This window comes from Winogradskyella bathintestinalis (assembly GCF_030407435.1).
Lineage (GTDB): Bacteria > Bacteroidota > Bacteroidia > Flavobacteriales > Flavobacteriaceae > Winogradskyella > Winogradskyella bathintestinalis.
Genome location: NZ_JASDDK010000001.1, coordinates 442,279 through 467,214, shown reverse-complemented (window position 1 = coordinate 467,214; position 24,936 = coordinate 442,279). Strand labels below are relative to the sequence as shown.

19 protein-coding genes are annotated in these 24,936 nt (G+C 34.4%); 8 read left to right on the top strand and 11 right to left on the bottom strand.

The genetic code is table 11. The features are described from left to right. The first annotated feature begins 75 nt into the window (after window positions 1-75). The 5 genes from QMA06_RS01830 (at window position 76) to pyk (ending at window position 4,433) form a co-directional block, all read left to right on the top strand. On the top strand, window positions 76-309 hold the full coding sequence (locus tag QMA06_RS01830; RefSeq protein WP_013750595.1) for an acyl carrier protein: 234 nt from the start codon (window positions 76-78) through the stop codon (window positions 307-309). A gap of 13 nt (window positions 310-322) precedes the next feature. Further along, entirely contained in the window at window positions 323-1,573 is a 1,251-nt protein-coding gene (gene fabF, locus QMA06_RS01825) for a beta-ketoacyl-ACP synthase II (RefSeq protein ID WP_290205148.1), read from the top strand. Between the two features lie 7 nt (window positions 1,574-1,580). Next, window positions 1,581-2,321, top strand: coding sequence for a ribonuclease III (rnc, locus tag QMA06_RS01820; RefSeq protein WP_290205147.1), 741 nt, complete (start codon window positions 1,581-1,583; stop codon window positions 2,319-2,321). Window positions 2,322-2,509: 188 nt separating this feature from the next. Then, window positions 2,510-2,989, top strand: a complete 480-nt coding sequence (locus tag QMA06_RS01815; RefSeq protein ID WP_290205146.1) for an IPExxxVDY family protein — start codon at window positions 2,510-2,512, stop codon at window positions 2,987-2,989. A gap of 4 nt (window positions 2,990-2,993) precedes the next feature. Next, window positions 2,994-4,433, top strand: coding sequence for a pyruvate kinase (gene pyk, locus QMA06_RS01810; RefSeq protein WP_407704289.1), 1,440 nt, complete (start codon window positions 2,994-2,996; stop codon window positions 4,431-4,433). A gap of 95 nt (window positions 4,434-4,528) precedes the next feature. Here pyk and QMA06_RS01805 read toward each other — a convergent pair whose 3' ends face one another. Next, a complete protein-coding gene (locus QMA06_RS01805; protein ID WP_290205144.1) occupies window positions 4,529-5,521 on the bottom strand; it encodes a TolB-like translocation protein in 993 nt (330 codons plus the stop codon). 44 nt (window positions 5,522-5,565) lie between these two features. After that, the gene (gene dinB, locus QMA06_RS01800; RefSeq protein ID WP_290205143.1) at window positions 5,566-6,669 is read right to left on the bottom strand and encodes a DNA polymerase IV; all 1,104 of its coding nucleotides are present in this window, start codon (window positions 6,667-6,669) and stop codon (window positions 5,566-5,568) included. Between the two features lie 48 nt (window positions 6,670-6,717). Here dinB and QMA06_RS01795 point away from each other — a divergent pair, with 48 nt between their 5' ends. Next, complete coding sequence (locus tag QMA06_RS01795) at window positions 6,718-7,188, top strand: CYTH domain-containing protein (RefSeq protein WP_290205142.1); 471 nt, start codon at window positions 6,718-6,720, stop codon at window positions 7,186-7,188. A 57-nt stretch (window positions 7,189-7,245) separates the two neighbouring features. Here QMA06_RS01795 and QMA06_RS01790 read toward each other — a convergent pair whose 3' ends face one another. The 4 genes from QMA06_RS01790 to QMA06_RS01775 all read right to left on the bottom strand — a co-directional run bounded on the left by QMA06_RS01790 (window position 7,246) and on the right by QMA06_RS01775 (window position 16,625). Further along, window positions 7,246-9,159, bottom strand: coding sequence for an OmpA family protein (locus QMA06_RS01790; RefSeq protein ID WP_290205141.1), 1,914 nt, complete (start codon window positions 9,157-9,159; stop codon window positions 7,246-7,248). Between the two features lie 21 nt (window positions 9,160-9,180). Next, on the bottom strand, window positions 9,181-10,086 hold the full coding sequence (locus tag QMA06_RS01785; protein WP_290205140.1) for a PorP/SprF family type IX secretion system membrane protein: 906 nt from the start codon (window positions 10,084-10,086) through the stop codon (window positions 9,181-9,183). A gap of 26 nt (window positions 10,087-10,112) precedes the next feature. Further along, window positions 10,113-15,449: a fibronectin type III domain-containing protein gene (locus QMA06_RS01780; protein ID WP_290205139.1), complete on the bottom strand. Its 5,337-nt coding sequence runs from the start codon at window positions 15,447-15,449 to the stop codon at window positions 10,113-10,115. Window positions 15,450-15,674: 225 nt separating this feature from the next. Continuing rightward, window positions 15,675-16,625, bottom strand: a complete 951-nt coding sequence (locus QMA06_RS01775; RefSeq protein ID WP_290205138.1) for an endonuclease/exonuclease/phosphatase family protein — start codon at window positions 16,623-16,625, stop codon at window positions 15,675-15,677. A gap of 219 nt (window positions 16,626-16,844) precedes the next feature. Here QMA06_RS01775 and hflX point away from each other — a divergent pair, with 219 nt between their 5' ends. Together hflX and QMA06_RS01765 are read left to right on the top strand one after the other, a co-directional pair. Further along, complete coding sequence (gene hflX / locus QMA06_RS01770; protein WP_290205137.1) at window positions 16,845-18,056, top strand: GTPase HflX; 1,212 nt, start codon at window positions 16,845-16,847, stop codon at window positions 18,054-18,056. Window positions 18,057-18,294: 238 nt separating this feature from the next. Further along, window positions 18,295-20,565: a transglycosylase domain-containing protein gene (locus QMA06_RS01765; RefSeq protein WP_290205136.1), complete on the top strand. Its 2,271-nt coding sequence runs from the start codon at window positions 18,295-18,297 to the stop codon at window positions 20,563-20,565. A gap of 68 nt (window positions 20,566-20,633) precedes the next feature. Here the strand turns inward: QMA06_RS01765 and QMA06_RS01760 are convergent, their stop codons facing one another. The 5 genes from QMA06_RS01760 to QMA06_RS01740 form a co-directional block, all read right to left on the bottom strand. After that, a complete protein-coding gene (locus tag QMA06_RS01760; RefSeq protein WP_290205135.1) occupies window positions 20,634-21,539 on the bottom strand; it encodes a DUF3078 domain-containing protein in 906 nt (301 codons plus the stop codon). Window positions 21,540-21,682: 143 nt separating this feature from the next. After that, entirely contained in the window at window positions 21,683-22,189 is a 507-nt protein-coding gene (locus QMA06_RS01755; protein WP_290205134.1) for a DUF2480 family protein, read from the bottom strand. A gap of 17 nt (window positions 22,190-22,206) precedes the next feature. Then, window positions 22,207-24,042 carry an ABC transporter ATP-binding protein gene (locus QMA06_RS01750; RefSeq protein WP_290205133.1) on the bottom strand — a complete coding sequence of 612 codons (1,836 nt, stop codon included), beginning with the start codon at window positions 24,040-24,042 and terminating at the stop codon, window positions 22,207-22,209. A 13-nt stretch (window positions 24,043-24,055) separates the two neighbouring features. After that, a complete protein-coding gene (locus QMA06_RS01745; protein ID WP_290205132.1) occupies window positions 24,056-24,382 on the bottom strand; it encodes an iron-sulfur cluster assembly protein in 327 nt (108 codons plus the stop codon). Between the two features lie 117 nt (window positions 24,383-24,499). Then, on the bottom strand, window positions 24,500-24,922 hold the full coding sequence (locus tag QMA06_RS01740; RefSeq protein WP_290205131.1) for a SufE family protein: 423 nt from the start codon (window positions 24,920-24,922) through the stop codon (window positions 24,500-24,502). Window positions 24,923-24,936: the final 14 nt, after the last annotated feature.

The following is a 24,936-nucleotide window of genomic DNA, read 5'->3' as shown; positions in this document are numbered from 1 at the left end:
TTATCGGTAAAGATGATTATTCAAATAAAGTTTTTTATTTTTGCCATCTAAATTAAAACTTAAAATTAAAAAATTATGTCAGACATTGCATCACGAGTAAAAGCGATTATCGTAGATAAATTAGGTGTTGATGAAAACGAAGTTGTAACTGAAGCTAGCTTCACTAACGATTTAGGAGCGGATTCATTAGATACTGTAGAATTAATAATGGAATTCGAAAAAGAATTCGATATTCAAATACCAGATGACCAAGCAGAGAACATTGCAACAGTTGGTCAAGCGGTTTCTTATATAGAAGAAGCAAAATAATACCTCTATTTTTATGGAATTAAAGCGAGTCGTAGTAACGGGTTTAGGTGCACTTACGCCAATAGGAAATACCAAGGATGAATATTGGGATGCTCTAATTGATGGAAAGAGTGGTGCCGCAACTGTCACACATTTTGATCCAGAAAAGTTCAAAACGAAATTCGCTTGTGAAGTAAAAAACTTTGAAGTTACTGACTTTATTGATAGGAAATTAGCAAAGCGAATGGATAAGTTTTCGCAGTACGCAATGGTTGCTTCAGATGAAGCCATTGTGGACTCTAAACTTGATCTTGATGCGGTAAACAAGTTAAGAGTAGGAGTAATTTGGGGAGCTGGTATTGGTGGTTTAGAAACATTTCAGGAAGAAGTGTTAAACTATGCTGCTGGTGACGGAACTCCTCGCTTTAATCCTTTCTTCATTCCTAAAATGATTGCTGATATAGCCCCAGGAAATATATCTATAAAATATGGTTTTATGGGTCCTAACTATACCACCGTATCTGCATGCGCATCTTCTGCCAATTCTATGATCGATGCTTTAAACACTATTCGTTTAGGTCATTGTGATGTGATTATAACAGGAGGAAGTGAAGCGGCAGTTACTATTGCTGGTATGGGAGGATTTAATGCTATGCATGCTATGAGTACTCGAAACGATGATCCGAAAACGGCTTCGCGACCATTTGATGCAAACCGTGATGGTTTTGTATTAGGTGAAGGAGCTGGAGCGATTGTTTTAGAAGAGTATGAGCATGCTAAAGCCAGAGGAGCTAAAATCTACGCGGAAGTTGTAGGTGGAGGTTTATCTTCTGATGCTTATCATATGACAGCACCACATCCTGATGGTATTGGTGTGGTCGCAGTAATGAAAAATTGTTTAGAAAATGCAGGTTTAAATCCTGAAGATGTAGATCATATAAATACACACGGTACATCAACACCTTTAGGTGATGTTGCCGAATTAAAAGCTATATCTGAAGTATTTGGAAGCCACGCTAAAAATATAAATATTAATTCTACAAAATCTATGACAGGTCATTTGTTGGGTGCTGCTGGAGCTGTTGAAGCTATTGCTTCTATTTTAGCCTTAGAGCATGGTATTATACCGCCAACAATTAATCATGAAACGGTGGACGAAAACATAGATCCAGAATTAAATTTAACGCTCAATAAACCTCAGAAACGAGATATTAAAATCGCAATGAGTAATACCTTTGGATTTGGCGGACACAACGCTTGTGTATTATTTAAAAAATTAGATTAAATCCCGAATGAGCTTCATTCGTAACATATTAAATTCCCGCTCTCATGAGAACGGGGATTTTTTTTTACAACTCAAGAAAATACTTGGGTTTAAGCCTAAAACACCATCGATTTATTTAACAGCATTTACGCATCGCTCTATGAATATTAAGGACGATAAAGGTAATGTTATTAACTACGAGCGCTTAGAGTTTGTTGGCGATGCTATTCTTGGATCTGTCATTGCTGCTTATCTATTCGAAAAAGTACCACATGGTGACGAAGGTTACCTTACCAAGATGCGCTCTAAAGTTGTAAGTAGAGAACATCTAAATAAGTTAGGTGAAGAATTAGGTCTTATAGATTTTGTAGAAAGTAAAATTCCGAAGTCTAATTTTGGTAATAATATTCATGGCAATTTATTTGAAGCATTAGTTGGTGCCATTTATTTAGATAAAGGCTACAGTTTTTGCGAAAAGTTTATATATAAACGTGTTATTGATCCGCACATTGATATAGAAGCTTTAGAAGGTAAAGTTATTAGTTATAAAAGTCTATTGATAGAGTGGTGCCAAAAAGAGAAAAATACCTTTGATTACCAAGTCTATGAAGATACCGGTAATGATGAGCTTAAACACTTCTCAGTAAAATTGCTTATTAATGACAAAGTTATTTCAAAAGCTCGAGCGACTTCAAAGAAAAAAGCTGAAGAAAAAGCATCTAAACGTGCCTTTTTTGCATTTCAAAATGAAATTACAAAGTTAAACTAAATTCAGTTCTGTCCATATTTTGAACGAATCATACGATAACGTTTTCGTAGATTTTACTAGTCAATCTTAACCTATTCTTAATAAAATTACCCTTTTATTATATTATATTTACGAATTATACGAGTTTAAATAAAAAATTTTCTAATAGTTTAATTAGAAAATTTAGTTGTTATCAAAGTTATAAATGTATGGCTTTACACAAACTTCAGGTTGATGATTTTATCGATGATTCTTACAAATTAATTGCTATTCATTGTAGGATAGAAGATTATCGATTAGCTTATTTGCTTAATAAACAATTAGATCTAAAATTAAAGCGAAAAGAGAAAGATTTAGACTTTAAATATTTGGAGTCGTCATACAGCATTTTTGAATGGAATAATGAAACAGAATACATAATGTGGAATTTAATTTCTAACGTATGTAAGCGGGAAGAAGATAGTTTGTCTAGTAGTGGAACTTTATTTACGGAGAGTGAAAAAGTACTTAAAACTTTCAATTTAATTTCCGAATATCAAAAAGTAGATTACTTCATTAAGATTTCAGACGAAATACAAAATGTGAATGAAAAACTCATTTTGAATAAATTACAAGCCATTCCACAAATAATCACAAGTTATACGGTAGATCCGTTAAAAATAAAGTCGAAAGACCATTTAATTTTTTGAATTGATGTTAAACAAGAAAACAAAAATAGTAGCGACATTAGGTCCTGCAACCAGAACAAAAGAAGTATTGAAAGCAATGCTAGATGAAGGTGCAAATGTATTTAGAATTAACTTCTCTCATGCAGATTATAAAGATGTAGAAGAACGCATAAAAATGATTAGAGAACTCAACGCAGAGTTTGGTTATAATGCATCGATTTTAGGCGATTTACAAGGCCCGAAATTGCGAGTAGGTACGATGAAAGGCGAAGTAATTGTCAATGAAGGTGACGAAATTGTATTTGCTACAGGAAAACGCTTTGAGGGAACAAAAGATCGTGTTTATATGACCTACGATAAGTTTCCACAAGATGCGAAACCAGGTGAACGTATTCTCTTGGATGACGGGAAACTAATTTTCGAAGTGGTGTCAACAGACAAAAAATCAGAAGTTAAAGCAAGAGTAATACAAGGAGGTCCTTTAAAATCTAAAAAAGGAGTTAACCTCCCTAATACCAATATTTCACAACCTGCATTAACAGAAAAAGATGTTGAAGATGCTATTTTCGCTTGTGGTCAGCAAGTGGATTGGATGGCATTGTCATTTGTGCGTCATGCAGAGGATTTAATGGAACTTGAACAATTAATATCAGAGCATAGCGATTATAAAATTCCTATTATAGCGAAGATAGAAAAACCCGAAGCTGTTGAAAATATCGATAAAATTGTAGCCTATTGTGATGGATTGATGGTAGCTCGTGGTGATCTAGGAGTTGAGATTCCTGCTGAAGAAGTCCCATTAATACAAAAACAATTAGTGCTTAGAGCAAAACGCGCTAGAATACCTGTAATCATCGCCACTCAAATGATGGAAACTATGATTACAAGCCTTACACCAACACGTGCTGAGGTTAATGATGTTGCCAATTCCGTAATGGATGGTGCTGATGCTGTAATGTTATCTGGGGAAACTTCTGTAGGGCAATATCCGGTGCAAGTCATCCGTCAGATGTCAAATATTATTCGTAGTGTAGAACATTCTCCTCTAATTGAGGTGCCGCAATCGCCGCCGCATATTCGAACGAAACGTTATATAACAAAAGCTATCTGTTATCATGCCGCTAATATGGCGAATGAAATTAATGCAAAAGCGATTTCTACCTTAACGAACAGTGGATATACAGCATTTCAGATTTCGGCTTGGCGTCCACAAGCGCATATATTAGTTTTTACTTCTAACAAGAGAATTTTAACACAACTCAGTTTACTGTGGGGAGTTACAGCATTTTATTATGATAAATTTGTAAGTACAGACGAAACCATTGAAGATGTAAACGCCATTGCCTGTAAAAAAGGGTATTTAGATGTGGGCGATATGTTGATTAGTTTAGCAGCAATGCCAATTCAAGATAAGGGTATGGTGAATACGCTTAGAGTTACTGAAATTGAAAATTGCAGTTTTTAGGTTTCTTATTTTATTTTAATACAATTATATCAACGCTATTTTTATATTCATAATAATAGCGTTGTTTTTTTTTGTTTATCTGCTATGGATTAAACTTAATTCTGTTCAAAAATTTCACTAAAATTAACCTTATAAATTCTACTAGATCCGTTTTCATATTTATTAAGCACATTAAGGAGCGATTGGGTATCAACGAATCCTGTGTCGTGGTTTGAAATTGTACTTCTACGACTGGTAAAATATAGGATCTTTGTGTTCTGATTGACAAATGGACTATAGTCTATATGCTTAGAATTTATCTTATCACTAAGATTTTTTGCTTGTGTCCATTTCCCATTATTTTGCTTACTTATATACAGATCTCCACTGCCAACACCATCTTTTCTTTTCCATCCACTAAAGAGTAGATAAGATTCATCTGGAGCAATAAATGCATTAAATTCTGACCCATCGCTGTTGATTGTTGAATCTAATTTAATGGGGTTACTATAAGTGTTATTTTCCCACCTGCTCACATAAATATCATCTTGCGACTCAGAATTTTCTTTTACAGATGTAAAGTACAGATTCTTTGATAGTGCAATAGACGGATAGAATTCATCTGAACTAGTGTTAATTGGAGGACCTAAATTAATTGGTTGAGACCAACTAGAAGTTTTGTTTGTTCTTTCAACGTACCAAATGTCAAAATCTTTTGTCGCCGTACTATTATTAGAAGTTGGTCTATTTGAGGCAAAGTATAATCTTAGATTATCAGGAGAAAGAAAAGGTTCTAAGTCAGTGAATTTGCCAGAAAAACTACTGATTTTAGGTTGGTTCCACCTGTTGTCTTCACGTACTATTTTCATAATAACGGATAATTCACTCAATGGGCTCAAAACGGTAAAATAGGCTTCACTTTCTTCAGTATCGATAGTAAAATCCCTAATATTTGTAAATTGAGAGAGTATATTTTCTGCAACGGGCTGAACTCCTGCATCAATATGATTTATATCGGATTTAGATGTTTCAGTGTTTTTTATACTAGAGTTACAATTTAAAAGTGTAAAAGCTATGGCTATAAATGAAAAAATATTAAAGAATTTCATGGTTTGGAATTGAATGGAATAATAAAGTTAATAATATAGTAGTATTAAAATTCAAACTTTAGTTGCACGCTAACCGTTTCTTTTTCAGACTTTTTTATTGTTTTCACATCCGTATTTAAATTAGACAAAGAGATGCCTAAAAGTCGAACTGAATTATTTAAAGCATCTTGATACAACAGATCTTTGGCGGTTTCTAATAGAATCGCTTTTTCACTTACATAATAGGGCAAGGTTTTACTACGCGTTTGCAATGTGAAATCGCTGTACTTTATCTTTAAAGTTATCGTTTTTCCTGTAACTTTAGTTTTATGTAAGCGTTTGGAGACTTCCTCTGCAATATGATCTAGCTTTTCGAGCATAAAAACTTCCGAAGATAGATTTTCGCTAAAGGTGCGTTCGGCAGCTAAAGATTTACGAATACGATTTGGTTTTACCTCGTTGTTATGAATTCCTCTAACGACGTGATAATAGTGGCTTCCAGATTTTCCAAAATTGTCTTTTAAGTACTCTAGTGTTTTAGATTTCAAATCTTTACCTGTAAAAATCCCTTTTTGGTACATTTTTTCTGCCGTCACTTTTCCGACACCGTAAAATTTTCTGATATCCAAAACTTCTAAAAATTCTAGTACGTCTTCAGGATTAACCGTTTTTTGACCATTTGGTTTATTATAATCACTCGCCACCTTTGCAATGAACTTATTAATAGAAATGCCTGCGGAAGCTGTTAAACCAACTTCGTCAAAGATACGTTGTCTTATCTTTTGGGCAAGTAAAGTGGCGCTAGGTAAGCCTATTTTGTTATTTGTAACGTCTAAATAAGCTTCATCTAATGATAAAGGTTCAACCAAATCGGTATACTCAAAAAATATCTGACGAATGCGTTTTGAAATTTCTGAGTAGCGCTCAAAATCTGTTTTAACAAAGATTAAATCCGGACAAAGTTTTATAGCTAAACGGCCAGACATAGCACTTTTTACACCAAATTTTCGTGCTTCATAACTTGCAGCACTGACTACTCCTCTTGTACCACCACCTCCAACGGCTATCGCTTTACCTCTAAGTTCAGGATTATCCATTTGGGCTACGGAAGCATAAAACGCATCCATATCCACATGAATTATCTTTCTTATTGGTAAATCATTTAGCATGGTGTAAATTTAGGGATTAAATGTCTTTTAATTTTATATTTAGTTCCTATGAATATCGAAATAGAACGTAAATTTTTGGTAAACTCTGAAGCCTTCAAAGTATTAGCCTTTAATAGTTATTCCATTAAACAAGGCTTCTTAAATAGTCACAAAGAAAGAACTGTTAGAGTAAGACTCAAAAATGACAATGGCTATTTAACTATAAAAGGGCTTTCTTCAAAAAACGGTTTATCACGTTTTGAATGGGAAAAAGAAATTTCTATAACAGAAGCGGAACAGCTTTTACAATTATGTGAAAAAGGGATAATTAATAAAACCCGATTCGAGATAAAAAGTGGTAAACATATTTTTGAAGTTGATGAATTTTATGATGAGAATGCAGGATTAATAATTGCAGAAGTTGAACTGAATTCTGAAATTGAAAATTTTGAGAAACCGAAATGGTTGGGTAAAGAGGTTACAGGTGATGTACGGTACTATAACTCCCAATTAAGTGTAAATCCTTTTTTATCTTGGTAAAAAAAAAAGCCTATTCTTTTTAAGAAATAGGCTCTTTTTAATGTACTAAGATATTATTTAGTCGTTTTGCGGATCACCACTTTCAATTATAAATTCTGAACGTCTATTTTCTGCATGTTGTTCTTGAGTACAACCTCCAGAACAATCTATTTTTGGTTCTGATTCCCCTTTACCTATTCCAGAAATACGAGATTCATCTATACCTTGAGAAATTACATATTGCACTGTAGTTTTTGCTCTACGATCAGAAAGTGCTTCATTATATGCTTCTCGTCCTCTTTCATCTGTATGTGATGTAGCTTTAATAATTAGTTGAGGATATTTTTTCATTACTTGTACAAGTTTATCTAATTCAAAAGCGGCTTGTGCTGTTATATTAGATTTGTCGAATTCAAAGAAAATTGGAGCTAATACAATTTCTTCAGGAGCAATAATTGTTTCAATTGGTTGTAATGAAATTTGAACGTTGTTTTCTTCATCGTTAGTACCTTTTACTGGAACTTTTTTACTGTCAAAACCATCCATTACTACCTCGAGCTCAGAATCTTTATCACATTCTACAATAAATTCAGCGATACCATCATCATTGGTCATTTTTGAAATTACTTTATTACCTTCATCATCATATAAAGCTACAGATGCACCACTAATTGGTTCTCTGGTTTCATCATCTAATACTGTGGCACTTATTACAACATCACATAATGGTTGTAGTTTTTTAAACTTGTAAATATCATCACTTCCTTTTCCACCTTCTCTATTAGATGATATAAATCCATTATCATTCTCTTCATCTATAGAAAATGCGAAATCATCAGCATTACTATTTATTGGTATACCAACATTACGAGCTGGCGCAAGGGTACCGTCAATTAGTTTAGTATAGAAAACATCTAAGCCACCTAGTCCTAAATGACCATTAGATGAAAAATAGAGTGTTTCGTTACTACTAATGTATGGGAACATTTCTTGTCCTTCTGTATTTACCTTTTGTCCTAAGTTTTCTGGCTTTCCTATAGTGCCATCTGCATTTATGGAGGCTTTATAAATATCGAATTGACCAAAACCACCTGGCATGTTCGACGCAAAATACAAGGTTTTACCATCCGAACTTACCGAAGGATTTTTAACAGAATAATTCTCACTATTAATACCTAAATCCTCTACAGTATCCCAATCCTCACCTAATTTAGTGACTTTGAATAAATAAATTTGACTAAAACGCGCACTCGTTAATGAGTCTTTTTCATAATCTTTTTCGAAAAAACTCTCTCTAGAGAAATACATGGTATTTCCATCTGGTGAAAATGAAACTAAACCTTCGTGAAATTTTGTGTTGATTTTATTATTTGCTAAAGTTGGTTCTTGATATGTACTATCAGAGTTTTGAGCAATTGTATATATATCTAGAAAAGGTTGATCATTCCAACCATAAGTTTTACGACTGTCGTTACGGCCAGAAGTAATGTAAAGCTTACCATCATTTTTAGTACCACCAAAATCTGATTGTGTTGAGTTGAAATCCGCATTCTGTACATTGAACTTTTTACCTTGTTCTAAAATTTTAGGAAGGTAATTTGGGTTTTTTCTATATGCTGTAGCTCGGTTGTCCGATGGACGCATATTAGCAAATTTTTCCATTTGCTGGTTAGAGGCTTCGTACTTACCATTCGCTTTAAGCATTTGCGAGTATTTATAAACCATTTCTGGCTTATCTGAAGTCTCTAAAGCTTTTGCATACCAACGCTCTGCCGCTTCAGTATTAAAAATGTTATAGTAACTTTCGGCAAGTTGTCCATAAACATACGCATCGGCTTTTCCATCCTCCACTAGTTTGTTATAACTTTCGGCTGCTTTTACATATTGAAATCTTGCAAAGAGTTTATCTGCCTTTTTTGTATCGTTATTCTGAGCAGTTAAGCATAAGCTACTCATCAACGTAATAAATAATAATGTTTTAAAGTTTTTCATAATTGTTTTTAGCTTAACTGATTAAAAGTATCTTGGTGAACGTGAAACACGCTTTGGAAAATTAAGATCGAATAAAATCATAACTTCGTGAGATGCTGGTGAATACTTCTTGATATCTGAAGAAATCGCATCATACGCATATCCAATTCTTAAACCGTCTGTAAGTGCAAAATTTACAAGACCAGAAAATGAATCATCTAATCTATAGGATGCTCCAATTTCAAATTTCTTAAAGAACCTTGCATTTAAGTTTACATCAAATGATGTCGGAGCATCAAATGCCGATTTTACCAGCACTGAAGGTTTAAGTTCTGTGTTTGGTGAGAGGTCGAACACGTAACCACCAGTTAAGAAATAGTGCTGTGTTTCGGATCCTATATTGCGACCATCTGAATCTAAATGTACCGAGGATAATAAATTTGGTACGGATAAAGAAACATAGTATTTGTTGGTATAATAAAAGAAGCCTGGTCCAATATTTGGCGTGGTTGAACTAATATCTTGATTAAGAAATATATCATCTTCATCAATAATATCTATATCAGATAAACCAATATCATGAAAAGTGGCACCAGCTTTTACACCAAAGGCCAGTTTATGTTCACCTCCTAAATTTAAAGTATAGGATACATCGACATAAGCATTAGTTTCCTTAACGGGACCAATATTATCTGATATTACTGACAGACCTAACCCGAGATTGTTGCCAATTGGAGTATGGCCAAAAAACGTTCCTGTTTCTGGACCTCCATCAATTTTAGACCATTGGTTTCTGTATAGTAATCCAAAAGAAAGTCCTTCTTTTGAGCCTGCATAAGCAGGGTTTACTACGTTCATATTATACATGTACTGTGTGTACTGAGGGTCTTGTTGCCCGTGCATCTGAAATGCTAAGAGCAAAACCACTATAATAGAGAGTTTTTTCATTATATAAAGTTGATTCTGTTAGTTGATTATCTGTTAATGTATACCCAAGCACTTTTTGATTTTGTACCACCTTCGTAAATAATGGTATAGAAATACGTACCTACAGGTAGCTCTTCACCGTCATTGGTTTGGCCAACCCATTCATTAGTATAATTGTTTTTAGAATATACTAAAGTTCCATTTCTATTGAATATTTCAAGTTTAGTAACATCGAAACTTCTTAGGTCAAAATTATCGTTCTTATCATCGTTGTTTGGCGATATTCCTTCTGGGAATATGCACGACTCTAATTGAATCACTGTGGTTTCAATAACTTCTGAACAGCTTGTATTATTAACGGTTATAGTTGCAGAATATACACCAGCAGTAAAGACATTATTTAGCATTAATCCACTTCCACTAAAAGGACTACCATCTAATGTCCAGCTAACCGATACATCTGATTCTGTAAAATTATCAGGTACAATACCTATTGAAATAGGAACGGTTGCTTCTGGACAAACTTCATAAGAAACGGTATCAAAACTTGCCACTGGTGGCACATTAACTATGATTTCAAATGTCGTTGTTTGGTAACATTGTGTATCATTATCTGCTGCTCGGATATATAGTGTTTCACCAGTAGTATCATAAGACGTACTAGTTACATCGCCGGTCCCAGCGTCTGCATCTTCTTGAGATGTATGGAACGTTACAGTTAAATTAGGATCAGTGGTGACCTCGCTACTTATAGATGTTAAATCAACGGTAGTTTCACCGGCAACGTTGCCGCATATTGGTAATGGATCTGGTTGCGTTATAGCAAGTGCTGGATTCACAACTAAATTAACGACCACTAACTTACGACAGCCGAAATAATTAGGATTGTCGATTTGGTCTGTGTCTTCTATCCGCATAACCAAGGTTTCACCTGTAGTTGAGCTATATGGCGAAGTAACAGGGTTCATTGTCGAATTCGCATCTATTGAATTTTCATAAAAACTTACCGTAAATTCATCAGATATTCCTAGAGTTTCAGTGAATGCATCTAAATCAAATAATTCAATACCATCAGCTTCTGGTCCATCACAAGTTGTAATAGTTTGTGGTGCAAGAGCATCTGGATCGGTATATAAATTCACAACAACCACTTCAGAATACGTATTTGCATCACATTGGGTATCGATTGCTTGTACCTGATAGTTACTAGCTCCTAAGCCAAAACCTCCTGCTGTTACTGTAAGCGTGCTAGACGTTTCATTTGGAATGACAAAACCATCTTCAAACCAAATAAATTCATCAGCAAGTGGTGAGTTAGCTTCTAACACAACTGATTCAGCACAAGCATTCAATTCATCTGGTGTTGATGGATCATTATCGGCATCTGAAATTTGATAACCTTCGTTATTTACAATTTCTGCGTCAATGTCTGCCACAATACTGCCACTACCATCACCATTAATATTTGTTTGCTCGATGGTTATATTACCAGCACCTCCGTTAAAATTAGTCACTAATAACATGTATACATCACCTTCTTGAGCATTATCTATTGTAAGGTTTTCCGTAGCATCTGCAGAGTAGCTACAATCTATAATATTACCAAACGGATAAAAACCGTTATCAGGATCATTAGAAAAAGGACAAGACGGACAATCATCTAATACTATATCAATACAGGCATCTTCAACGCTAGAAAATGGTCCCCAAATTACGAAATCGACGTCCAAGCCGTTACCACTATCATCCTGTTGGTTAATTTCAATTTCAATCGGTCCAGATTCACCTACTTGAATTATGTTCCATACCGGATTTGGAGTTGTACCTAAACAGGCTACCGCTCCTACACCATCTATTCCAACAATATTAGGTGTGGTAAGTGCTCCACCAACAGAACAGAAGTTGTCAGCGTTTTCACAAATAAGGTTACCTGGTGCTTCTCTTATACATAAATCGAATGTAGAGAGTTCAGATACACTTCCACCACTAAAAATACGAATGTAATACGTGTTTCCGATTTCTAATTGTGTTGTAACACTAGAGTCTTCATCTGAACAATAAAGTTCCGTTAATGTTCCACAACTACCATCGTAAACAGCATGGTCTAAGTTAGTGGTGCCTCCAGTTATATTTATAATTGAGATTATTTGTAATTCGCTTAAAGCTGTAAAAGAAAACCACACATCATCATTAGGTGTACCACCACAAGTTCCTGCATCAATTCCAGAAGGAGTGGCGGCAAGAATTGTTCCAGGTGTTACATTATCGCACAAAGCACCATCATTTACAACCGCTACTATAGCTTCGCTACATTCATCATTACTCGGTGGACATGCCAATACTTCAAACGTTTCGCTACCAATAACGCAATCATTGTCTTGCTCATTAGTTACAAATATTTTTACGGCCGTTCCAAAAGGGAAAGGACCAGCTTGATAAGTATCTATCGCTGATGCTTGAATTGTTGCTGCATCAAAATTATTTGAAATTTCTAAGGATGTAGCATCACCTAAATCAGTAATATTTACATCAATAAAGAACTGATCATTATCACAGTCTGGAACAGTAGTATAATTAGCTTCAGCAATTGTACAGTTTAACTCCTGAATATTTAACGTAAAATCGAGAGTTACACCCCAAGGTCCACTATAGCATGGATTAAGTGGTGTTTGAACATAATCATGCGTAACAATTCGCATTCTATGTTCGCCTATGGTTGCAGTAGCAGGCATTATGAAAGAGGCGTCTAATAAATGTGGAGTGCTACTTCCAGAAGATTCTCCTTCAAATACTAACTCGTCTGTATCGAAGACTAAATTGTCGTTAAAATCAATCCATATACTAGTAAAGTATGAGGTACCATGTCCAAATTCAATTTCTACATTTGTATCAATCCCTTGAAATGCATTTACAACCGGGGTAGTATGATTTTCATAAAACTCATCACCAAAACTTGGGAAATCTGTAATACCAACGGTTACATTATTAACACCACTACCATCATTACTCGTTGGTATGGACTCACAATAGCCGGTATAAAATTCAAAAGGACCGAAATAAGAACTTTCATTACCCGCTCCACATATAGCGGAAACGTAGAATTCATAACTAGTATCAGGCATTAAATCTGTTAGAACATAAGGAATTGACGAAATATTAGTCTCAATGGTTCCATCTCCTAACACAAAATTAGTTTCACCATATTGAATATTCCATGATGTTGCCGTTCCATTTTCAGTCCAACTTATTTCAGTAGACGTTAAACTTAAGTTGTTTGCCGTTAAATCTGATGGTTCAGGACACGTTGGTATGCCTCTTACTCTGAAGTTATCTACGAAAACGTCATTATCGTTATCATCAGCCACAGTACCATTAGTAGCATAAAATGCAAATTCCACAATTTGACCACTGTATGATGTTAAATCTATTACAGGATGCTCACCATTATCACTTAAATCGGAAGCACTATCGTATGTAATTAAAGCAGTCCATGTGGCACCATTATCTGTAGATATTAAGAAATGAACTACATCATCTGATCCTAAAGTTCCTGCTGTTGGATCTCCCCAAGTTGTGATACCAAAATCAAACTCAACTTGAAAAGGTCCACCAGTTAAATCAAATTGTGGGGATAAAATCCACTCATTTAAATCACCAGTAAATATTTCATATACATTTATTTTGTAGGCTCCGGTAGTGCCATCGTTAAGAAAACCGTCAACCGTCCAAGAGCTATCTCCAAATTCTGTTGGGCCAGTTGTAGGGTCTCCTTCACCAGCTTCCTCCCAACAATCAGGTGCGTTATCAAATGTAACCGATGAGAAATTCTGTATATAATCTGGTGTAAAAACCTCACATAAAGTTGAAAAAGTTAAAGGACCAACCCAAGAACTCATTTCATCAGCACTACATATAGTTTGAACATAAAAATCGTAAGCACTTATAGCATCTAAACCTGTTGCAATATATGGGTTAGGAGCGTCACTAACAGTTGGTGTACCTGTAGGAGTATCGCCGGCTGTTACAATTTCAATATTCCACATAGATACTGGGCCATCTTGCGACCAACTTAATTCAGCACTATTTGAAGTGATGTTATTTGCAACTAACATAGAAGGATTAAAACAACTCGGTGCTTCATCAAAAGTGACATCGTCAATGGCAATATCATCTGAAAAGTCACCAGTTACAGTCTCAGAGAAAATAAAACGAGCTTGCACATCTCCAGTAATCGTTAATGTGCTTAAATCTATAACCTTTAGCTCCCAACCTGCAGTGTTGGTATTATAAGTTGCCATTAGATTCCAAGCGGCTCCATCCCAAACTTCAACTTCTAACGTACTGTTTGCATCATCTTGATTATCACTAATTTCAAAAAATGAGAGTGCAGGTGCAGCTAAGCCACTAACGTCAATTAAAGGACTTGTTAATGTACTAGGACCATCATCGCCAGAAGAATCAACCCAAGCAAAATACTCGTTAGTATTGGTAGAACCTGTTATAATTCCGTTATCACCAATTTCATCAAACCCAGTATCATTATCAAATTGCCAATCTTCTCCACCGCTCATAGACCAACACAGCGGAATATCTCCAGCATTTTCAAAACCTTCTGTATAAGGTGCCGTAAAGGTCACACACTCGGTAGAAAAGATAAATGGACCTACCCATAAACTTAAATCGTCTGTGCCACAGTTAGCTTGATAATAAACATAATATGTTGTTGCAGCCGTTAAACCTGATAGAGTAATATTTGGTGTTCCAGATACTGAACTCGCACTTTCTTCTTCCCCATTTCCTGGTGCGAAATCATCATTACTGTTGTATTCTAAATTCCAATCGGTTTCTGAGTCTCCTGCCGTCCAATCTAAAATTACTGACTCTGATGTGGCTCCAGTTGCGGTGATCCCAGAAGGCTCAAGACAGGTAGGAGTTTCAAATAAGGTTACTACAATATTTGACCAATCGGCATCCGATCCGGTCCAGCTCTGGTTAAGAATTAGGTCTAAAAAACCATCCGTAGTAGGATCGTAAGGGTTAACAAAATCACCTTCGAATGTTATTACGGTATCATCACCAGCCGCACCATTAGTTGTTGGTGGGTCTATTACAACCGTCCCAGCTGTTGTAATTACGGTTAAATCTGCTTCACTAGAATAAGGGTTACTACCTCCGGCAACCCAATCAGCTGTTACGGAAAAGGATTCGTAAGAACCCGATGACGATGCTGGTACGGCAGTGCTATTTGACACATCATTAAGATTAATAGTCACTGGTGTTCCTTGAGCCACATTTGTTGGGCCTTCAATCGGATCAAAACTATATTGAGCGCTCGCTGTGAGGAAGAACCCAAACATAATTAAAAATAGAGTAATTTTTTTCATTATTAATCGGTTTGTTAAGAATTATTTAATCCCCTTATAATCATTGAATTAAAGAGATTTTTGCTAGTGTTTCTAAGAAAAATGTGTTGTAATGTGCATGGTTGGCGCTGGTTGGACGATTTAACTATGCGAACTCGAATATATAAAAAATGACAATTAACAGATGGTTAACAATGTTATAATAGATTAACTACATTATTAATCGACAAAAGGGCTGGGAAGCATTTATGATGGCTTTAATTGGATAAAAACAGGAAAATGATCACTATAACCGCCCTGATATTTCTTGCCAACATAGGTTCTAAATGGCTGTCCTTGATACTTTCCGTGATACTGAGTTAGAAACTTATTGTTAAACACCTCGCCATCATAAAATGTCAGAGCGTTATCAGTGACTTCAAAAAAATTAGTAGAAAATAATATTTGATCAAAATTATTCCATTGAAAATTATGATTCAAACTACCATTGCTCGGAGACCAAACTGTCTTAAAAGGATTGTATAGATCACTTCTTTTTTCTAATAATAGCATGGTTCTGTCATTCGGATTGTCATTAAAATCTCCCATTACAATTATTTTGTTATCTGGGTTTTCATTTTTCAATTCGCTAATTACAGAATTTACAACTTTTGCCGCTGCTAAACGTTTAAACTCAGTTTCTATTACACCTTCTCGTCGAGAAGACCAGTGGTTAACTAATATACACAGGTTTTCGTTATGCAATTGACCCTTAACTAAAAGTATATCTCTAGTATAATCTTGTTGACTTTTGTTGTTTTCCAAATACACGGAAAACGTTTCAGAATGGTCAACCTTAAAAACATCGGGATTATAGAGTAGGGCGACATTGATACCTCGTTCATCTAAAGAATCATAATGCACATATTTGTAATTTTCATTCAATAAGTTTTTGCTTTTTACTAAATCTGATAGTACTTTTTTGTTTTCAACTTCAGCTAAGCCTATTATGGCAGGTGCGAGTTTAGATTGTGCTTTTCCTATTTGAGAAATTACGATGCTTAACTTCATTATTTTATTCAAATAGCGCTTTGTTGTCCACCGTTTTGCAGAATTAGGCAGAAAGTCATCGTCGTGGATTAAAGGATCATTTTTAGTGTCGAATAAATTTTCTACATTGTAAAACGCTATGGTGTAAATTTCAGAATTACTAATCATGGGATTAAATATAGCCTATTTTTTAAATAAGAGTGCGCTTAGAAATGGGCGCAAAAATATTAAACTGAAAATTCAACCATTTTATTTTACCTTTGTTTCTAATATAAGTCTTTCAAGGATTTAAACAGAGGTAACGTGCAAAAAAAATGAAGAATATGAAGCATAGATCGCACCCCAAAAACCATAAACTATTCCTTAACTTTGTACTTTAATTAATATATGATAGAGAAAAAAGATATCGCTTTAGAAAAGGTTGTACTTATTGGTATAATTACCCAAGAACAAGATGAAGAAACATCTAAAGAATATTTAGATGAGTTAGAATTTCTAACCTTTACAGCAGGGGGTGAAGTTATAAAACGCTACACACAAAAAATGACAATGCCTAATCCTAAAACCTTTATTGGAACTGGAAAAATGGAAGAGGTCACTAATTTTGTTAAAGAAAATGATATTGGTACAGTAATTTTTGATGATGAATTATCTCCCGCTCAAGAACGAAATATTAGTAAAATTCTGAATTGTAAAATATTAGATAGAACGAACCTTATCTTAGATATTTTTGCACAACGAGCACAGACAAGTTACGCTCGTACGCAAGTAGAATTAGCACAATGTGAATATTTATTACCGCGATTAAAAGGTATGTGGACACACCTTGAACGACAAAAAGGTGGAATTGGAATGCGCGGGCCAGGGGAAACGGAAATAGAAACAGATCGACGTATTGTACGCGATAAAATCGCCTTATTAAAATCTAAAATTAAAACCATTGATAAGCAAATGGCCGTACAACGCGGTAACCGCGGTAAAATGGTACGAGTGGCCCTAGTCGGTTATACCAATGTGGGTAAATCTACATTAATGAATGTTATTAGTAAAAGTGACGTCTTTGCTGAAAATAAATTATTTGCTACATTAGATACTACGGTTAGAAAAGTAGTTATAGGAAATTTACCATTTTTAGTAAGTGATACCGTTGGATTTATTAGAAAACTACCAACACAATTGGTGGAATCATTTAAAAGTACTCTAGATGAAGTAAGAGAAGCCGATTTATTACTGCATGTAGTAGATATTTCGCATTCAAATTTTGAAGAACACATCGATTCTGTAAATCAGATTTTAGACGAAATAGATAGTAAGGACAAAGCAACCATAATGGTGTTTAATAAAATTGATGCCTATGAAGCCGAACCTTATGACGAAGACGATTTAGTAGAAGAACGGACCAAAGCCAACTTCACCATAGAAGAATGGAAAAAAACGTGGATGTCTCGTTTAGATGGTAATGCTTTGTTTATATCGGCGTTGAATAAGGAAAATATGGATGAATTTAGAAAACGTGTTTATAAGGAGGTTAGAGAAATTCATGTAACACGCTTTCCGTACAATCAATTTCTTTATCCAGATGTTGAAGATATCGAATGATTTTGCAATTCGGATAAATCTAAAATATCACTTCACTTTTAAGTGAAAAAACAAAACATTGAATGCAACTTATTGATTACATGTGTTTTAATTAGGTGTATGATATTTCTAATTTTTAGTGAATTTGCTTAAAACCATATTTATTTAAAGATCTTGACATCTTTTAAAATAAAAACCAGAAAATTACTGTGTTTTTAATGCCATATTAATAACAAAATTTTAAAGTTTTCGTTTCAATATGAATTCTACTGGGAAAGGAATGAACACTAAATTCAAGCAATTTTTTAAAAACAAGTGGATAAGATGGGCTGTTGTATTAATAGCTGCTGTCTTAATATTTCTTATCGGTCTTTATATTAGTATATATTTGGGAGTGTTCGGGAAATTGCCAACGCAAAGCGATATCAGTTCTATACAGCAAGAACAAGCCACACAACTTTTAGATAAAAACGAAAAATTAATAGGTAAATATTACATTTATGATAGACAGCCAGTAAAATTTGAAGATTTTCCAAACCATTTAATTAATGCCTTAGTGGCTACGGAGGATTCAAGATTTTATGAGCATGACGGTATTGATAATATTAGCCTAATACGTGTATTTGTCAAAAACTTAATCCTTCAAGATAAATCTGCCGGTGGCGGCAGCACTATAACGCTTCAGTTGGCTAAAAATCTATATGGTAGAAAGAATTATGCGCTTTTCAGTATGCTCATCAATAAGTTCAAAGAATCTATTGTAGCCAAGCGTATAGAAGAAGTCTATTCCAAAAAAGAAATTTTAACCCTATATCTTAATACTGTTCCGTTTTCTGATAATACGTATGGCATCGAAAGTGCTTCACGTAAATTTTTTAATAAATCAGTCCGAGATATTTCAATTAACGAAGCTGCCACCTTAGTTGGGACCTTAAAAGCGAATACGTATTACAATCCAAGAGTCCATATTGAGCGTAGTAAGAACCGAAGAAATGTAGTTTTAAACCAAATGGTAAACTACAATTATTTGTCCGAAGACTCATTGAGTTATTATGTAAATCAAGATATAGAATTGGAGTATCGTTCCTTTAATCACGATGTAGGTTTAGCACCTTATTTTAGGGCGGAAGTAAAGAAACAATTAGAATTTATTTTAGACACCTTAAAAACACCTCAAGGTGAAAAGTACAATTTATATAAAGACGGGCTAATTGTTCATACGACTTTAGATTACAAAATGCAAGAATTGGCAGAAAACGCTATGGAAGAACATATTGGCGAACTTCAAACTGCTTTTGAAAATTCATATGGTAATGACGGCCCGTGGGAAACGAATGAGAAACTCATTGAAAACGTCTTAAATAAATTACCTCAAGTTATAGCTTATAAGGCGCAAGGCTTGTCTAAAAATCAAATTAAAGATTCATTAAATGTTTCGAGACCCATAGCGTTATTTAGTTGGAAAGGTGATACGGTTAAAAATGTATCTACCATAGATAGTTTAAAACATTATCTTAAGTTTTTAAATACAGGAATGCTGTCTGTTGAACCAACTACAGGAGCTGTAAGAACTTACGTTGGTGGCATTGACTACAGATATTTTAAGTTCGATCATATATCGCAAAGTGAACGGCAAGTCGGTTCTACTTTCAAACCTCTTGTGTATACTGCTGCTATAGAAAATGGCTTAGAACCATGTACTTATTTTTCGTTAAACAAGGTGACTTACACAGATTATGATGATTGGACACCACGTAATTCTGGCAGTGACGAAGAAGATCCTTATATTAATTATACTTTAGAAAATGCATTGAGCAATTCCATTAATACCATTTCTGTTAAAGTCATGGAGAGCGTTGGTATACCAAAGGTTTTAGAGCAGGTTAAAAAATTAGGAATTACCAAAGTTCTACCTAATGAACCATCTTTGGCTTTGGGCGTCGCGGAAATTAGTTTGAAGGATTTAACAGGTGCTTATGTTAGTTATTTAAATGATAGTAGATCCGTTAAACCGTATTACATTACTAAAATTGAAGATAAAGCTGGAAATATCATAGCTACCTTTGAACCTGAAATTTCAGAGGAAGCCGCCTTTAGTGATTATACAAGACAAGTGCTCTTAGAAATAATGAAATCTACGGTTAATAAAGGCACGGCATCAAGATTAAGAAGTACTTATGGTTTATCTAATGAAATTGCAGGAAAAACGGGGACTACTCAAAACAATAAAGATGGTTGGTATGTAGGTTTAACCCCAAATTTAGTAACAATTACATGGGTCGGAAACGATAATCATAGTATCGGATTTAAATCTACTGGAATGGGACAAGGCGCCAATTCGGCATTACCAATATTTGCAAAATTCTATCAGAAATTGAATCGTGATAGTGAGTTTAATAGTTTTACAAAAGCTAAATTTGAAAATCCTTCACAAAAAGTTTTAGATGACTTGGATTGCGAACCCACAAAACGCGATGGTTTTCTAAAACGTTTGTTTAAGAAAAAGAACAAGAAGAAAACGTTTAACTAACTAATTTTAATAAAAAAACCTGTCCGAATATAGTTCAAGACAGGTTTAAAATATTGTGAGCGTTTGTTTTAAAACTTATAGCTCAAACCAACTGTATAATACGATTGTAATTTGTTATCAGCATCTGCTAAATCAACCTCTTGTACATTGGCAGCCTCTTGTTTGTTGTTTCTTAACGCAAAGTCAAAACCAACACCAATCATTTTCCAAAGCGTATAACTGAATGAGTTTGTCCAAGTGAAGTTAGATAAATCGCTATTCTCGTAACTTTGGAAGGTTGAAAAATTAGATTTAAAAGCAATTGCTCCGATTTGTCTAGTGTAATCTGCCACAATTTTAGCACCAGCTGACGATTCGAAAGCCGCATCATTTTCAGCAAATACAAAGTTGTAGTTTAAAGGGTGTATAACTACAATCAAATTTTCAAGTGGAGTCCAAGTAGCACCTAGACCAACATCTAAAAATCCAGGATCGTTAAAGTTGTCTAATAATGTGGTTCTGTATTCAGCTAAACCAGATATCGCCCACGTTTGGCTGATATTTCTACCATAGAGTGATGAAATATTAAAAACATCTGATGTCGGCTCAAAGTCAGAATCAACCTCATCATCTTTGTCATCTAATTTTACCCAAGCAAGGTTAGTGTTTAAAGAATTTCTCCAGAAATATTTCTCTTCAATTTTATTGGCAAACGCATTAAAAGTGATACCTATATTACCTGTAATATTATTTGGTACATCCTGAGAATACCAATTATTAAAGTTAGACAAACTACCACCAATAGTACCAAAAGCCCCAATTCTCCAACCTGGTAATGCATTAATTTTTGCTTGTATGGCATCTGCCTCACTTTGAAATTTATCTGCTTCGGCTTGTTTTTCAGCTTTTTGAGCTTGCAATTCTTCTTTCGATTGTGCAAAACCAAAAGTTAAAGCAAACAATAAGAATGCGGATAAAAATAAATTTTTCTTCATAACGGATTAATTTTTAATAATTTAAAGTTGTTATTAGTGTACAAATATAAGTGTTTTCTGATTTTAGTAAATTTTATAAATCAATACAGCACTGCTTATGAGACCCTAAAAGGTCATAAAAGTCACATAATAATTTATAAATACTAACGTTTTTTGTGCAGAGGCACCGAAGAACAAGCTTCGCCAAACATAATTGATTTTGCTATTGGCTTGAGTTTTTGAGATAATAATACCAAAGCATTAGAAGGCACCGGTTTATGAGAGCAACCTTTTATAATTACAGGTTGATTTTGATATGCTGAAAGATCTAAATTTGCAATAATATCGGCATATACTATAGATTCTAAGGCACTCAGAGAGCCAATAATGGTTAACTTAGAATAGGCTTGAAGCTCAATGGAAATTAACATATAAGCCCAATCTGGTACAATGGCATCCGTTGAACAATGCAAAGCCACATAACAATCTTGGTATTGCGACCAATTATGTTCAGCCACAAAAGCCCTAAACACTTTTTCGCGCAATACTAGCCCTTCCAGCAACCAATCTTTGATATCAAAGAGAATTCGTTTTCCATTTGGGTAATAATCTTCTAAATCAATGACTTTAAGTTTGCTATTTGCAACTCTATTGATAATCTCTTCTGCCATAATACAAAGATAATGTTTTACTGATAGCCTTCAGCTTGTAACGTGAACAATTCCGCATATAAATTCTGATTCTCCATAAGTTCTTCATGCGTTCCAATTTCTAAAACTTTACCATTTTCAAGCACTAAAATTCTATCTGCTTGCCGTACTGTACTAAATCGGTGCGATATTATAATACTTGTTTTACCTTCAGTAAGTCCAATAAATCTTCCAAACACTTCACTTTCTGCTCTTGCATCCAGAGCAGAGGTCGGTTCGTCTAAAATCATAACTTCCGCACGTTTCATATACGCTCTGGCCAAAGCGACTTTTTGCCATTGCCCACCAGATAATTCCATACCATCAGAAAAACGCTTACCTAATTGTTGATTGTAGCCTTGTTTTAGCTTAGACACAACCTCGTTTGCTAAACTTAACTCTGCCGCACTTTCAATTTTGTCTAGATTGGCTAGTTCTTCTATGTTTCCAACGGCTATATTTTCTCTTATGGTAAATTCGTATTTAAAGAAATCCTGAAAAATGACCCCAAAGTACTTTTGATATTCAGCAATATTAAAACGGTTAATATTGATGCCGTCCAAAAGAATTTCACCTGAAGTCGGTTTATAGAAACGCAATAACAATTTGATTAAAGTCGTTTTTCCGGCTCCATTCTGGCCAACAAAAGCTAATTTCTCCCCAGCTTGAAGTTTAAAACTAATACCTTTTAATATGTCAACTTCAGAATTAGGATAGGCAAACCGAACATTTTTCAATTCAAAACCGTGTTGAATATGTTTTGGTAATGGCACATCTTTCTCTGCTTTTGAATCAATTGAAATATCAATAAAATCGAAATAATCTTTCAGGTAAAGCGCACTTTCGGATATACGTGTAAATTTTGAAAAGAATTCTTGCAGGTTTTTCATTAACCGATTAAAAGAACCAGATAAAAAGGTTAATTCTCCGATGGTAATAACTCCAGAAAGCACACGATAAATGATAAACACGTATGCAGCGTAATAACTTATTGAACCTAAAAGATTGAATAAAAAGCCTAAGCTCGAGCGCTTAATAGCAAGGGTTTTGTTGAGTTGGTAATATTTTTCAGAAAGGTTTTTGAAACGGTCAACTACAAAGTCAGTTAAGCCAAATAGTTTGATTTCTTTAGCGGTTTTATCGTTTGCTCCAATAAATCTTAAATAATCTAATTCGCGTCGTTCTGAGGTCCAACTTCGTGCTAACGAATATTGACGTTGACTAAATCTAATTTCATTTATAAATGAAGGAATAATACTTAATACTAAAAGAATAATTAAGTAAGGTTCAAAATAAATTAAGCCCGCAACCAGAGTGGTTATGGAAATAGCACTTTGCGCCTGTCCTAATACATTAGACATTAGAGCAACACGCCCAGTAGTTTGCGATCTGGCACGTTCTAATTTATCATAAAACTCAGCGTCTTCTAATAAACTGATGTTAATTTGATTGGTTTTTTTGATAATAGTGACTGAAGTAGTAATATTATATTCGTCACCAAGTAAACCATCTGTTAAAGAAATGGCTCTGCTTATTAGATCTGATAGCACAATTAATCCGAATTCAATAACAACATAAGTCCAAAGCACATGATAATCTGAATTATCTAATGAAATTTGAAGGATAATTTCATCAATAATTAGTTTACCAATCCATAAGATAACAACAGGAAGTAGAGCACCAATAAGTCTACAAAACGCAGATAATAGAAATAACTTTTTATTAACTCTCCATATTTCCTTAAAAAATCGGGGAATATATACTAAGGCATTAAAGGACGATTTTAAATTTGCTTTTTTGCCGTCCTTTATGGAAGTGGGTTTGCGTCTTGGCATTCAGTATTTTTAATTAAAGCATCCCAAGCTCTAACTTGGCCTCTTCGCTCATTAAATCTTGTGACCAAGGTGGATCGAAGGTAATTTCTACCTCAGCATCTTTGACTTCATTAATGGATTTTACTTTTTCTTCCACTTCTAGAGGTAAGGTTTCTGCTACAGGACAGTTTGGTGTCGTTAAAGTCATTAAGATCTTAACTTCTAAATCCTCATTTACGAAAACATCGTAAATTAAGCCTAACTCGTAAATGTCTACGGGAATTTCAGGATCGTATATGGTTTTTATTACTCTTAGGATTTTTTCTCCTAATACTGCTGTGTCTATAGTTGTATCGCTCATCAGAAAATTTATTTTTTGTTCCTATATCATTAGGAATCTGTTTAATTGTTAGAGGGTTTGTCGTAGAGTACTTTATTATTTTGATAATAACAAGTTCTTAACTCCATTGTAAACTACTTAACTCAATTGTGTTTGGTATGCAATAGCATACATTTTTAATTGCTTTATCATACTCACTAAACCATTGGCTCTAGTGGGTGATAAATGTTCTTTTAATCCTATTTTATCGATAAAATCAGTATCGGCATCTAAGATATCTTTAGGATGCTGATTGGAAAACGCCCGTATCAAAATCGCAATTATCCCTTTAGTAATTATAGCATCACTGTCTGCTGTAAAACTTACTTTATCATCTTGCATATTAGCGTGTACCCAAACCTTACTTTGACAACCTTTTATAATATTGTCTTCGGTTTTATATTTCTCATCGATTAAAGGTAGGTCCTTTCCTAAGTCTATCATGTATTGGTAGCGTTCCTCCCAATCTTCGAACATAGCGAACTCTTCTATAATTTCGTTTTGTACTTCTTCAATAGTCATAGTCTCAATTTTTT

Excerpts from the sequence above, each read along its gene's own strand:
- fabF (WP_290205148.1), top strand. The coding sequence starts at position 323 with ATGGAATTAAAGCGAGTCGTAGTAACGGGTTTAGGTGCACTTACGCCA.
- QMA06_RS01780 (WP_290205139.1), bottom strand. The coding sequence starts at position 15,449 with ATGAAAAAAATTACTCTATTTTTAATTATGTTTGGGTTCTTCCTCACA.
- QMA06_RS01790 (WP_290205141.1), bottom strand. The coding sequence starts at position 9,159 with ATGAAAAACTTTAAAACATTATTATTTATTACGTTGATGAGTAGCTTA.
- QMA06_RS01760 (WP_290205135.1), bottom strand. The coding sequence starts at position 21,539 with ATGAAGAAAAATTTATTTTTATCCGCATTCTTATTGTTTGCTTTAACT.
- pyk (WP_407704289.1), top strand. The coding sequence starts at position 2,994 with ATGTTAAACAAGAAAACAAAAATAGTAGCGACATTAGGTCCTGCAACC.
- QMA06_RS01815 (WP_290205146.1), top strand. The coding sequence starts at position 2,510 with ATGGCTTTACACAAACTTCAGGTTGATGATTTTATCGATGATTCTTAC.
- QMA06_RS01805 (WP_290205144.1), bottom strand. The coding sequence starts at position 5,521 with ATGAAATTCTTTAATATTTTTTCATTTATAGCCATAGCTTTTACACTT.
- QMA06_RS01765 (WP_290205136.1), top strand. The coding sequence starts at position 18,295 with ATGAATTCTACTGGGAAAGGAATGAACACTAAATTCAAGCAATTTTTT.
- QMA06_RS01775 (WP_290205138.1), bottom strand. The coding sequence starts at position 16,625 with ATGATTAGTAATTCTGAAATTTACACCATAGCGTTTTACAATGTAGAA.
- QMA06_RS01755 (WP_290205134.1), bottom strand. The coding sequence starts at position 22,189 with ATGGCAGAAGAGATTATCAATAGAGTTGCAAATAGCAAACTTAAAGTC.
- QMA06_RS01830 (WP_013750595.1), top strand. The coding sequence starts at position 76 with ATGTCAGACATTGCATCACGAGTAAAAGCGATTATCGTAGATAAATTA.
- QMA06_RS01750 (WP_290205133.1), bottom strand. The coding sequence starts at position 24,042 with ATGCCAAGACGCAAACCCACTTCCATAAAGGACGGCAAAAAAGCAAAT.
- hflX (WP_290205137.1), top strand. The coding sequence starts at position 16,845 with ATGATAGAGAAAAAAGATATCGCTTTAGAAAAGGTTGTACTTATTGGT.
- QMA06_RS01745 (WP_290205132.1), bottom strand. The coding sequence starts at position 24,382 with ATGAGCGATACAACTATAGACACAGCAGTATTAGGAGAAAAAATCCTA.
- QMA06_RS01785 (WP_290205140.1), bottom strand. The coding sequence starts at position 10,086 with ATGAAAAAACTCTCTATTATAGTGGTTTTGCTCTTAGCATTTCAGATG.
- QMA06_RS01795 (WP_290205142.1), top strand. The coding sequence starts at position 6,718 with ATGAATATCGAAATAGAACGTAAATTTTTGGTAAACTCTGAAGCCTTC.
- dinB (WP_290205143.1), bottom strand. The coding sequence starts at position 6,669 with ATGCTAAATGATTTACCAATAAGAAAGATAATTCATGTGGATATGGAT.
- QMA06_RS01740 (WP_290205131.1), bottom strand. The coding sequence starts at position 24,922 with ATGACTATTGAAGAAGTACAAAACGAAATTATAGAAGAGTTCGCTATG.
- rnc (WP_290205147.1), top strand. The coding sequence starts at position 1,581 with ATGAGCTTCATTCGTAACATATTAAATTCCCGCTCTCATGAGAACGGG.